This is a genomic window from Legionella gresilensis (assembly GCF_900639865.1).
Classification (GTDB): domain Bacteria; phylum Pseudomonadota; class Gammaproteobacteria; order Legionellales; family Legionellaceae; genus Legionella_C; species Legionella_C gresilensis.
The window spans coordinates 370,542-383,042 of the sequence record NZ_CAAAHX010000003.1 but is presented as its reverse complement, the minus strand read 5'-3'; the positions used below and the strand labels follow the sequence as shown (position 1 = coordinate 383,042).

The following is a 12,501-nucleotide window of genomic DNA, read 5'->3' as shown; positions in this document are numbered from 1 at the left end:
AATTAAAATCAATAATTAACCCTTACGCCTTTCGACCTGCTCGTCTAGATCATTTCGCGACACCGACAAGCTTTGTTGCTTTAGTTGCTGGCAAACCTAATCCTGACGGCCCAATTAAACAAGCCTTGAAGGATTTACGCATAAAGGCTACTACCGATCTGACTCGATTAATTAATACCAGCGCTGAATTAGTAAAGCTTGTTTATACAGGCGTTGCTTCAATATTCAAAGTATTAGTATTCGTTGGCAGTATGTTTATAAGCCGACTTTTAGGATTAGCTGGCATATCACCTGGCCATCACGTTCATCGGGGTATTGCAAAAATACACAATTTTTTTCGCAGCGCAGGGGAGTTCTTGTACCCAGCTCGAGCAGTAAAAAATGTGGTAATTGCTCACCCTACCAGTGTTATTAATAAAGTTGAAGAATCTTATAGCAAGCTATTAAGTAAGCTAGGAGGGCAAGTCACACAGGTCCTGCAAGAAGAAGAGCGCCCGAGCAGTCCTAATGAAGCGCGTTCAGATGTATCTAAATTAAAAGATCAGAAAGAAATAAAGCAACCGAGTGGACCAGATGAAGATAACGAAGGATCTAACATAGAAATTTTCTCAGAACAACAGCGTAAAGGACTTTTAGAATCATTAGATTCTGGCCAAATTCCCGAAATACCTTCAAAATTACAGCAAGTATTAAATAAAGAACAAATACTAGCAGAAATTAAAAAATTAGAGGATGAATCAACACCAACTATACCTAATGAGTTACTTCAACTCGTATCCAACGGTTTTAACTAAAGCTAATTAAGGGAAATTAAATATTAATTTTTTGATAATGACACCTTTCCTAACGAAATTTTAACCTATTCTTAAATATTAACTTAAAATTAAGTTAGAGAATACAAAGGGAAACAAAGGATGTCAGGGCGACCGCTACGTGAAATGGATGATTCAAAAAGCTGGCAGCTTTTGCAGCTTTATAATTTTTTTCGCTTGTTTTGTATTCTAATTTTTCTTTTTATATTTTGGTATAAACCCATTTTAGATAAAGAAGGATGGCAATACTTCATTATTCTTTTAAGTTATTTATTTTTAAGCTTAATTGATCTTTTTTGCGCAAAAATTAAATTTCCTGCATTTGAAAAACAAGTCATGCTATTTGGCTGCTTAGATATTGTATTTGTAGCCGGATTGATTAGTTTTACTGGTGAAATCCAATCAAACTTCGCTATTTTATTAAATGTCACTGTTGCTGCATTGAGTATTCTAGTACCTGGCGCCCTAGTGCTGTTCTTTGCAGCTTTAGCCAGTATTCTATTGTTATTAATCAATGTTATTGAGTATGGTTATAACGAGTCATCTTCAATTACGGTTTTTTATATCAGCGGTTTACATGGAATTAGTATTTTTGCTACTGCCATTGCCGTTTGGTATTTAGCTTCCCGAGTGCGAATCAGCGAAACGATTGCTCATAGACGGGGCACTCAATTAGCTAATATGCAGCGAATGAATGAATATATTATTGAGCGACTACACTCCGGTGTTATTTTTGTAAATATCAACCGCGCGATTTATTTTATCAACACTGCAGCGCGCCATTTCTTTAATCTTACTGAGACCGAAGATGTTGCTGAATTAAAACAAATTTCGCATATTTTGGATGAGAAATGCCAACAATTCTTACAAAAGATTCAATTTGATAATAGACCTGTACAAACTATAATTGAGGTTCCCCATTTGCGCGTCCATTTTTTTGCCTCTTCCGTGGGTGTAGAAACAGCCATTTTAATTTTTTTAGATGATTTATCTGCTGTTGCTCAGCAGGCTCAGCAATTAAAATTATCTTCTTTAGGTCGGTTTTCTGCAAGTATTGCTCATGAATTAAGAAATCCACTTGGCGCTATCTCCCATGCAGTACAACTTATGGGCGAGACAACTTCTTTAAGTGAAGAAGATTTACGTTTAAAAGAACTGATTATTAATAATTGTAATCGCATGAATGGTGTGATTAAGAATGTCTTGCAATTGTCTCGCAGAGAGCCAGCTCATCCTCAAGTGATTGACTTTATTCCTTTCATTAACCAATTTAAACAGGATTTTTCTGTCTATAATCAATGTAATATGGTTATTGAAATCCCTGACATGGAAATAGTTAACTTTATGTTTGATAAAAGCCAACTAGAGCAAATTTTAGTTATACTTTGTGAAAATGCTATTCAGCATGGCAGTATGGATGGTGAAACTACAATTATAATAAAAGTTAAGCAAACCCAATTGAAAACTGAGGTTATTATCTGTGATGAGGGTAAGGGCGTGCCTGAGCACTTACAGGAAGCTATTTTTGAGCCTTTCTTTAGTACAAAAAGAACAGGATTTGGCATGGGGTTGTTTATTGCGAAAGAGCTTTGTGAAATTAATCAAGCGAGATTGCTTTTAAAGCCATCAGCAAAGGGTTGTTGCTTTGCCATTACTATTGAGCAAACTATTGGGACATTATGATGAGTAAGACAAAGCTGTTAGTCATAGATGACGAACCAGATATTTGTGAACTTTTATCCCTCACGTTATCGCGTATGGGATATAGTTGTGACTTAGCTCATACTTATCAACAAGCTATTGAAAAACTTAATGCTAATGCTTATGCACTAGTTTTGACCGATATGCGTTTGCCTGATGGAGATGGGATTGAATTAGTTAAGTATATTCAAAAAACGAAAAATCAATTGCCTGTCGCCGTTATTACCGCTTACGGTAATGTGGAAGGGGCTGTTAATACTTTAAAAGCTGGCGCGTTTGATTATCTTTCTAAGCCGGTTGACTTAAAGCAACTAAAAGATCTGGTTAATACAGCATTAGCAATGCAAGAAACAAAATTTCCATCTAAAGATGATGTATTGCTAGGTAAAAGCCATGTCATGCAGGAGTTACGCCAAAATATTAATAAGCTTGCACGCAATCAGGCACCTGTTTTTATTTTAGGTGAATCCGGTGTAGGTAAGGAACTCGTTGCCCAACTTATTCATCGTCAAGGACCACGCGCCGATAAACCTTTTATACCGGTAAATTGCGGTGCGATCCCCAGTGAATTAATGGAGTCGGAATTCTTTGGCCATAAAAAAGGAAGTTTTACAGGGGCTATTACTGATAAATCCGGACTTTTTGTAGCGGCTAATGGGGGAACGTTATTCCTTGATGAAATTGCTGAGCTATCTTTATCCATGCAGGTAAAATTGTTAAGAGCAATTCAAGAAAAAGCTATCAAGCCTATTGGGGAATATACAGAAATTCCAGTGGATGTCCGTTTACTTAGTGCAAGTCATAAAAATTTACAGGATGAAATTGTAGCAGGTCGCTTTCGTCAAGATCTCTATTACCGCGTTAATGTCATTGAGCTACGGGTACCCACGCTACGAGAAAGATTAACAGATATACCTATATTATCAGATTACATTTTAGACAATTTAGGTAGAAAACATGGCAGAACAATATTACCTTTATCCCGTGAATGTATACAAAAACTGCAAGCCTATCATTTTCCGGGTAATGTACGCGAATTAGAAAATATTTTAGAACGCGCTGTAGCAATGTGTGAAGGCAATACAGTGACAGTTAAAGATATACAAATACCGCAAACGGCGCCTGCTATATCAGTACCGCAGCAAATTAACGCAAATTTAAATGATTCTTTATATGAACATGAAAAAGAGCTTATCTTAAACGCTTTAGAAAAAACTAAATGGAATCGTACTGCAGCAGCAAAAATCTTAGGCGTAAGCTTTCGTACTTTGCGGTATCGATTAAAAAAACTTGGGCTAGATTAGGGCGTGTCATCAATTAGTTTTCGCAGCAAAAATTGAGATAATTTGAAGCCAAAAACACTAATTGATAACATGCCCTAAATAACAATTTTAAATTTATTATTGCTTAGTCATATATTTTATATCTTCAATTAAAGCTTCAGCGCGTGCAATTAAATATTGATCTTTTTTGGCTAAAGCTCTTGCTAACCTTAACTGTCTTAATGCATCTCGTTGTCTGCCTTGTAGTAAATGACAGCGAGCTTCAGTAAAGTAAGCATAACCTTTCTGTTGAGCAGCGGCTTGTGCTTGAGCGAGTTCTTCACATAAGGGTAAGTTATTTTGAAATTGACGAAACCCTTTTAATAAAATAGTAACAGCATCTTTAGGTTGCCCGGCTTGACGCAATGTTTGCGCATATGCCATTAGAACAGCATAATTTTCTGGATAATTTAATTGCAATTCTTGTAATCTCTTTAAAGCAGCAATAAATTGTTTATTGCCTGCTTCAGCTTGCGCCATGGCAATTTGATAAAATAGATTATTACCGTCTACGTTAAGCAATTGAGTTAAACGTGCTTGGGCCTGTTTATAATTATCCATTCTCAGATAGGTAACGGCATGACCATATTGGCAAGCTACATTCGAACTATGACGTCGACATTCATGTTGATAATAATTTAATAAGTGTTGGGGGTTTTGCGCAACAATTGTACGAATTAACTCTTTAAATAAATGATAATCTAGAGTATCAGTGTAGTTTTTACTTTTTATATGGTTAGTGCGATTTTCAGCCTCGGCAATGCGATCATCATCGAGAGGGTGGGTACGTAATATAGCTGGAAGGTTAGCTGTATAAAAATAGCGAGTATGTTGCTGTAATTTTCTAAAAAAATCTGCCATGCCATGTGGGTTTAATCCAGAACCCAATAGCATTTTAATCCCAATTCTATCCGCTTCTTTTTCATTGGCGCGAATAAAATTAATATTATCTTGCGCAAAACCTGACATAGAAGCCATTAAGGCCCCACTACCTAATGTTGGATTTACGGCACCCAAGGCTACAGAGGCAAGTAAGGAAGCAAGCAAAGGAATACGCATTTGCTTTTCATGTTCTAATAAACGATATAAATGATGAAGACGAACATGTGCTAATTCATGTGCCATTACCCCTGCCAGCTCACCTTCATTATCTGTTGCTAAAATGAGCTGAGAGTTAATGCCAATATACCCTCCCGGGCCTGCGAATGCATTTATCTCATCAGATTTAACGATAAAAAAATAAGGCGCAGAACTTTGATCAAATTTTGCAAGTTGTTTACCTAAATGATTAATATATTGATTTGCTAAGGGATTACGTACAATACTATCGGATTGATTTATTTTTTGAATAAATTCCTTTTCTAATTCTTCTAGCTGCTTATTGCTGTAAGGTGTTAAAGCGTAGCTACTATAGGTAGAAAGTTGTAAGCTAACGATCAGCAACAATGTTTTAATTGTCCTTAATTTTTTAGAAATTCTGTTTATTATTTTCATAAGCTTAATTCTAAGTTAATTCTCCTTGGCTCAGCCAATTTATTATCTAGTAAAATAGCAAAGTAAGATAGTATTTTTGATAATAAAATTACTATATTAACAAATATTAGCTCACTTGCAATTGACGAAAAAAGCTCACGTTTAATTAAATTTATTAGTTAACGTGACTTAGACATAAAATATATTTGCTATATTTTATGTCTAATTTAGTTATATTTAATCTGGATCCCGTATAAATGCTTCGCATTTTACGGGATAACGTTCGTTTAGCGACATAAAAGAGCCTACGTCTCTTGTATGTCGAACTCACGTTAGTTATGAGCTTATTAGGATATTTAAATGAGAGCTGCTCTACTCAAGAAATGAATAGTTTGCTATCATAGCTCCCTTTTTAACTTGCTGATTTAACTATGCACAAAGAGTTTATGATTGCTGCTCTTGAGCAAGCTTGGTTAGGCCGTGGTGTCTGTGCACCGAATCCAAGCGTGGGCTCAGTAGCTGTGCATAATAATCAAATAGTTGCGCGTGCTTGGCATCAGGGCGCCGGACAAGCCCATGCAGAGCAAAGTGTGTTACAGCAACTACCAACTGATTTAGACAATGTTACTTTATATGTCACATTAGAACCTTGTAACCATTGGGGTCGAACTCCTCCTTGCGTCTCAGCTATTATTAATTCAAAAGTAACGCAAGTTGTTTTTGGTTTTCGTGATCCCAATCCTGTGGTTGTAGCAAATAATACGCCCAATATATTAAAGGAAGAAGGGATTGCTGTAGAACATTTTCCATTGCCTGAAATAGATGAGTTTTATCAAAGCTATTATTATTGGACTAATACTAAAAAACCTTGGGTAACGGCCAAACTTGCACAAACTCTTGATGGTAAAATTGCTGGATTTCAAGGTAGCCAAATTCAATTATCTAATGAGCAGTGTAAACAGTTTACGCATACTCAACGTTTATATACTGATATTATATTAACTTCAGCACGCACTATTATTAATGATAACCCCGCCTTAGATGTACGCTTAACAGATATTAAAAGAAAGAAACCTATCGCCATACTTGATGCGAACTTATCGCTTTCATCCGTCTCAACTGAGCTGAGAATTTTTCAAACAGCCGAGTATTGTCATATTTATCATGATGAAAGTATTGAAGTTTATAATAGACAACCTAATTGTAGTTACCATGCAATACCTGCTCACCAAGGACAATTAGATTTAAGCGCTGTTATTAGTCATTTAGGTCTTCTGGGTTATCATGACTTATGGGTTGAAGCGGGTGGCAAAATTTTCTCAGCGCTTCATCAGCTTTCATTGGTACAAAAAACCTACCTTTATCTTGTGCCAACTTTTTTAGGAGAGCAAGCGACACCTGCTTATTATGGCAGTAATTTTTTTAAGCGAACACATAAAATCTCTTGGTTAGAGCAAGAAGATAATATGATTGCTTGTTTAGTATGGGAGGATTGATGTTTACCGGATTAATCGAGCAACAAGGAGAAGTAGTTCTTAATGAAAGAAGGGAAGTAGCGAATCGCTTAATTCTAAGAGCCTCTTTTGAGGGTCTAGAGCCTGGCGAAAGTATTGCAGTTAATGGTGTTTGCTTAACTCTTTTACCAGAGAGTTCTGCTGAACGTTTACAATTTGATGTTTCACCAGAGACATTAAATTTAACGACTTTAAATAGCTTGAACTTAGGTGATAAAGTTAATTTAGAAAGAGCCATGCTGGCAAACAACCGGTTTGGTGGCCACTATGTAAGCGGGCATGTCGATACTACGGCAGTGATTTTATCAAAACAGACTATGGGTGATTTTTTAGAAATTACAGTAGGAAACTTTGGTTTAACGCCTCATCTTTATCTTTTGCCTAAAGGAAGTATTACTTTAGATGGTATAAGTCTTACTATCAATGCAGTTAATCAAGGAAGTATTAAAATAATGTTGGTGCCTCATACGCTAGTAAAGACCACATTAGGCTTAAAAGAGGTTGGCCAACAGGTTAATGTGGAGTTTGATTACTTCACGCGAATTATAGCGCACCAGCTTGCAGTTTCTGGGCAATTGAAAATTGAGGTTTAGCATGACAGATTTTGCCACCATTGAGCATGCCATTGCTACATTGCAATCAGGCCAAATGATTATTTTAATGGATGATGAAAATCGCGAGAATGAAGGTGATTTAGTTATTGCTGGTCAATTTGCTACGCCTGCTGCAATTAATTTTATGGCTCGTTTTGGTCGAGGTTTAATTTGTTTGCCAATGGCAGAAGAGTTAATTGATAAGTTAAAGCTACCACTAATGGCTACTAATAACCGCTCGCCTTATGGTACGGCGTTTACTTTATCAATTGAAGCTGCAAGCGGGGTATCCACAGGTATTTCAGCGCAAGATAGGGCGCGTACAATTCAAGTAGCCATTAATCCTGAAAGCGGTCCCGATGATATTATTTCCCCAGGTCATATTTTTCCTTTAAAAGCGAAAGCCAAAGGTGTTTTAGAGCGTCCTGGCCAAACCGAAGGAAGTGTAGATTTAGCTCGCTTAAGTGGTTTAATACCTGCTGCTGTCATTTGTGAAATTATTAATGATGATGGTAGCATGAGTCGTCGCGAAGATTTAGTTACTTTTTCAAAAACTCATGATATCCCCCTGGTTACTATAAAAGATCTAATTGAATATCGTATTCGGCATGAAGAATTGGTGCAAATAGCGGCAAAATCAACAATTCCCTTACATCAACACGGTAATTTCGCCATGACTGTCTTTACCAATCAACTAGACAGTGCTGAACATTTTTGTCTTGTAAAATCTCCTGAGATTGCAAATCAGGTGCCTTTAGTACGTATTCACTCAGAATGTATCACCGGCGATGTATTTGGCTCTTGTAAATGTGATTGTGGTATGCAATTACAACGCTCTTTATCTTTAATTAATGAGCAAGGCGGTATTTTAATTTATTTACGTCAAGAAGGACGCGGTATTGGACTGGCTAATAAATTAAAGGCTTATGCGCTGCAAGAACAAGGTTTAGATACAGTGGATGCAAATTTGCAACTGGGTTTTCCTGCTGATGCACGCGATTATGCCATTGCATTTCAAATTTTAAAGGTATTAGGTGTAGAGGTATTACGTTTATTAACTAACAATCCTAGAAAAATGGAGGCTTTAGAGCGTTATGGTTTAATAGTCAGTGAGCGTATTCCGTTAACTATTGAGCCCTCACAAACAAATCGGGAATATTTAAAGACAAAACAACTTAAATTAGGTCATTTGATGATGCTTGATTAAGCCATTTCAAGGGTATTTCGTCATTATCATAAAATAAGTAATTGCTTAAAATTGTTCAAATATGATACAATAAGACAAAATATATATCAATTTGGGCGTTTGGTATTATGACAAAAATTACGATATATTTAAGGCAAAATGTTGCTAAGCAATTTGGAGATGACTTAGGAGAATATAAGCAGACTTTAGAAAAGTTTATTAATTCGCCAAACCAGCGTGGGCTTAATTTAGAAAAATTACATAGTCGTAATAGTTCTCAACCCCTTTATAGTATTCGCCATAATTCCAAAAGCCGACTTGTGCTTTGCCCACTTAAAACAGACCTAGGCTCTCAAGCCTGGGTGGTTACAGCTGTTCTTGAAAAGCATGAGTATAATCGCCTAAAGAAGAAATCTGCAATAGGTGAAGAAGAAAACGAGGCATCTGAAGCCGTTGAAGGTGAATCAGTAGTTGAAGCTGCTGAAGGTGAAGCTGAAGGTGAATCAGTATCTAATGCGAATGAAAATGCCACAGTTAATCTCGTGCCATCCGACAAAATCGAATTTATAAATCAGCAGTTTATCTTACTTGATGACGACCAGCAGGCCTTAAAGTTAGTTGCCTTACCCTTAATTATTAGTGGGGCGCCTGGATCTGGAAAAACAAGTTCGCTTTTGGCAATTATTAAGCACAATATACAGCAGTGGTCAAATTCTGAGGAGCCACCACGTATTCTAATCATAGCCAAATCAGAACGACTAGTAGAGCAAATGCGTAAGGAATGGCTGGCAATGTGCAAAGAGGATTTTCAAGACATGAAAATAGACTCTAATTGGGTAATGTTTCAAACACCTGAAGAAATTTATAAAGCGAATCATCCAGGCGAAGAGGTGGTTTTTCGCGGCGAGCAAGAATTTATTAGATGGTATAAAGAGTATGCGGTAAAGCAAAATACTTTAAATGGAAAGAAGATACTGCCAGTTACTGATGACATGGCAGTATTAGTTTATCAAGAACTACATACTATGTCAGGCTATACTTCCGTAGATACATATAAGAGCCAGGTTGGCAATAAATTTTCCTTATTCGTTAATAACACAATGCGAGAAGAATTGTGGAAAGTGTATGAGGCCTACCAAGCGACCTTGGAAAAGGATCATGCTGTTGATGTGGCTTTTGAACAAATCGAGCTTAGGCAAACATATGATTTTATTGGCGTCGATGAGACGCAAGATTTATCGCGTCGACAACAGCGTTCCATTGTGCAAGGAAAAAATGGAGATCAAAAAAATATTGTTTTTTGTGTAGGTGATCATCAACGTTTGTTTGGTAGTGAAACGACAGTACCTTATATTGAGACCCTTTTCAGGGAAAAAGAAAATAACAATAACAATAATAGTGGCCATACGGTTGTTACACATAGAGCATTGCATGCCTCATACCGTTGTGTTGAACCTATTATTCGCTTTGCTAATGCAATTTTGCGGCTAAAATATCATGCTACTGGCGGATGGCGGGTTGGCGATAAAAATGAATTATCCTCTATCAAAAGTAATCCCAACCAAAGTACTAATGGCAATGTGTTATGGTTAGGTGATAAAAATCTGGAAGAAAATGAAAAAAAGCTAAATGGTCTAATTGATAATAACCGTGACAATGTCAATTTTGTAGTAATTACTAGTCCCGAGCATATGGATGAGGCTATTGCCTTATTTGGTCAAGAACGGGTTTTTACTGCTAAACAAATGAAAGGGTTACAAGCTAAAACAGTATTACTGTATCGTTTCTTCGAGCAAGAAAGTTTTAGGGCAGCCAATAAGGATTTAGATAAGAATCTAGAGCTTCAAGACAATACAACAATATCTAAAGATAGTCGTGGTAGCATCCGTCATAACAATATTTTCAATGAACTCTTTGTGGCATGCACGAGAGCTGAGTCCGACCTAATTATTTATCAACCGCCTGTTCATTCTATTCAGGCCTGTATAAGTCCTTTAGAAAAATGGGTTTCAACTTGTCTTGCACATCCAGTCTCTAATAATCAAGAGCGTGTTATTTCTACCCGAGAAGAATGGTTAGAACAAGCTCAAACTCTTAGGAAAAATGGCCAAATTGATCAAGCTGAAGCTATTGAAGCACGCTTTGCAACGCCATTAAATGATTCCATTGCAGATCCGGGCCAATCAATAACGGCTGTAGCACCTGAGATTAAACCGAAACTTCAGGTTAGTACTGCAAAAAGATCAAAGAAAAAGGATCAGACTAAGGTAGAAAAGGCGCCTCTTAGTATAGAGGAACAATTAGATATTCTAATCGCTAAAATTATTAATGAAGGTCAAGCGGAAGCGCTGGAACAATTTCTTAATTTTCCATTCGATAAACTCAAAGATTATCAAGATCTGTCGCCTGAGCAGCTAATTGCACAAAATGTAGCTGCTAAAGTCTTAATGGCCTATTTACAGAAAAAGGATACTTCCTTAAACAACCTACCAAAACCATTTTTGTCATTATTGAAAAATTACTGGTCTGAAATAAGTCGTTGTAAGAAGCCAAACAAAAAACAAAGAGATACTCAAGATACTTTTTTCGCCATAATATGTTATGAGACTACAACTGGTAATTCGTTAGGTAACATAATAAAAAGTAAATTTTCAACATTACCACATCTTGTGCAATCTATGGTTACATTCGATAAAAACAGATGCATTGAACTCTCAGAAGAATTCAATAAGGGGAATCTTAATGTTGTGTTTAATTTAAAACGCTTAGGATTTCTTGATAGAAGAGATGATACAACGGGAAACACTTTACTGCACTTTGCAGTTATTGCAAGGCATCCTGATAAGATCTTTATTTTGCTGGCAGCAGATGTTAACGTTAATCATACTAATTGGAAAGGAAAAACCCCTCTTCATATTGCAGCGAAGAGAAATTATGGAGAAGCCATAATCCCTTTGATAATGAAAGGAGCTACTGTTGATATATTTACGCCTGACGGTTTTACCCCTCTAATGTATGCAGTAAAAAATGGCTACGTCAAAGCTATCGCGCCCTTGTTAGCAGCAGGTGCTAATGTTAACTTAAAGGATGGAGAGGGCCAAACTTCTCTTTATTTAGCATCTTGGTGTGGTCATGAAAAAATTATTACCGCTTTAATAGAGCATGGCGCTAATGTTAATGCGGCTAATAAAGATGGTGAAACCCCGCTTTTTATAGCAGCTTGGTGTGGGCATGAAAAAGTTATTGAGGCATTAATAGAGCATGGTGCCAATGTTAATCAAGCCAGGAATAACGGAGAAACCCCCCTTTTTGCAGCAGCGCTCGCAGGTCGTTTGGAAGTGGTTAGAATTTTATTGAAAGTTAAAGATTGTAATTTTAAAGGCCGTGAAGTGAGCCTTAGGGAATTACTAATTGATATTAAGGATTATTGTATAGATATCCCAGAAATCTCCAGAGCTGCAATCCAAAAGGCTGCAATAGAGAGGGCTGGAAAATTTGTAGAAGAAAAAAAACGTAATGGACAACTTAGCGAAAAAGGGAAAATGATGATTTTACCCTATGAAATTGCCCAAATTATGGGCCATAAAGAAATAAGTCGACTTATTCTTGAGAAAATGAATAAGCAAGCAGCGCTTGAGATTAGTCACAGCAGCTACAGTTTTTATAACCATAAAAATAATAGTGATAACAATAATTCTATAATTAATGACGCAGATATAACATTACCCGCTGATACTTCTGATATAGACGACCTAGCTCCTGAAGCTGACACCCCTGAAATGAATAAAACTATCAGCCTATAATTTATAGAGTATAAAAACGAGTTAATCGCAGAATTAAGTATTCTTTCTTATTAGTTTTTGTTAAAATTTAATCCCGTTTATATTTAAAATTGCTTTG

The 12,501-nt window shown here is 36.5% G+C and carries 8 protein-coding genes; 7 read left to right on the top strand and 1 reads right to left on the bottom strand.

Features of this window, described 5'->3' with window-relative positions:
• The 3 genes from E1P04_RS17580 to E1P04_RS05295 all read left to right on the top strand — a co-directional run.
• Positions 1–794: hypothetical protein (locus tag E1P04_RS17580; protein WP_165482683.1), on the top strand; the 794-nt coding region annotated here is incomplete at its 5' end.
• A 120-nt stretch (positions 795–914) separates the two neighbouring features.
• Entirely contained in the window at positions 915–2,495 is a 1,581-nt protein-coding gene (locus tag E1P04_RS05300) for a sensor histidine kinase (protein WP_131781875.1), read from the top strand.
• Positions 2,492–3,817 carry a sigma-54-dependent transcriptional regulator gene (locus tag E1P04_RS05295; RefSeq protein WP_282433099.1) on the top strand — a complete coding sequence of 442 codons (1,326 nt, stop codon included), beginning with the start codon at positions 2,492–2,494 and terminating at the stop codon, positions 3,815–3,817. Before E1P04_RS05300 ends, E1P04_RS05295 begins: the two co-directional genes overlap by 4 nt.
• A 96-nt stretch (positions 3,818–3,913) precedes the next feature.
• Here E1P04_RS05295 and E1P04_RS05290 read toward each other — a convergent pair whose 3' ends face one another.
• Positions 3,914–5,329: a M48 family metalloprotease gene (locus E1P04_RS05290; RefSeq protein WP_131781874.1), complete on the bottom strand. Its 1,416-nt coding sequence runs from the start codon at positions 5,327–5,329 to the stop codon at positions 3,914–3,916.
• 410 nt (positions 5,330–5,739) lie between these two features.
• Here E1P04_RS05290 and ribD point away from each other — a divergent pair, with 410 nt between their 5' ends.
• From ribD to E1P04_RS05270, 4 genes are all read left to right on the top strand, one after another.
• Positions 5,740–6,804 (top strand): bifunctional diaminohydroxyphosphoribosylaminopyrimidine deaminase/5-amino-6-(5-phosphoribosylamino)uracil reductase RibD, encoded by a 1,065-nt coding sequence (gene ribD, locus E1P04_RS05285; RefSeq protein ID WP_131781873.1) that lies wholly within the window; start codon positions 5,740–5,742, stop codon positions 6,802–6,804.
• Positions 6,804–7,415 (top strand): riboflavin synthase, encoded by a 612-nt coding sequence (locus E1P04_RS05280; RefSeq protein WP_131781872.1) that lies wholly within the window; start codon positions 6,804–6,806, stop codon positions 7,413–7,415. The genes ribD and E1P04_RS05280 overlap by 1 nt, the downstream gene beginning before the upstream one ends.
• A 1-nt stretch (position 7,416) precedes the next feature.
• A complete protein-coding gene (ribB, locus tag E1P04_RS05275; protein ID WP_131781871.1) occupies positions 7,417–8,622 on the top strand; it encodes a 3,4-dihydroxy-2-butanone-4-phosphate synthase in 1,206 nt (401 codons plus the stop codon).
• 107 nt (positions 8,623–8,729) lie between these two features.
• Positions 8,730–12,404, top strand: coding sequence for an ankyrin repeat domain-containing protein (locus E1P04_RS05270; RefSeq protein WP_131781870.1), 3,675 nt, complete (start codon positions 8,730–8,732; stop codon positions 12,402–12,404).
• Positions 12,405–12,501: the final 97 nt, after the last annotated feature.

Coding starts and splice junctions, on each gene's coding strand:
- E1P04_RS05300 (WP_131781875.1), top strand. CDS start 915: ATGTCAGGGCGACCGCTACGTGAAATGGATGATTCAAAAAGCTGGCAG.
- E1P04_RS05295 (WP_282433099.1), top strand. CDS start 2,492: ATGATGAGTAAGACAAAGCTGTTAGTCATAGATGACGAACCAGATATT.
- E1P04_RS05290 (WP_131781874.1), bottom strand. CDS start 5,329: ATGAAAATAATAAACAGAATTTCTAAAAAATTAAGGACAATTAAAACA.
- ribD (WP_131781873.1), top strand. CDS start 5,740: ATGCACAAAGAGTTTATGATTGCTGCTCTTGAGCAAGCTTGGTTAGGC.
- E1P04_RS05280 (WP_131781872.1), top strand. CDS start 6,804: ATGTTTACCGGATTAATCGAGCAACAAGGAGAAGTAGTTCTTAATGAA.
- ribB (WP_131781871.1), top strand. CDS start 7,417: ATGACAGATTTTGCCACCATTGAGCATGCCATTGCTACATTGCAATCA.
- E1P04_RS05270 (WP_131781870.1), top strand. CDS start 8,730: ATGACAAAAATTACGATATATTTAAGGCAAAATGTTGCTAAGCAATTT.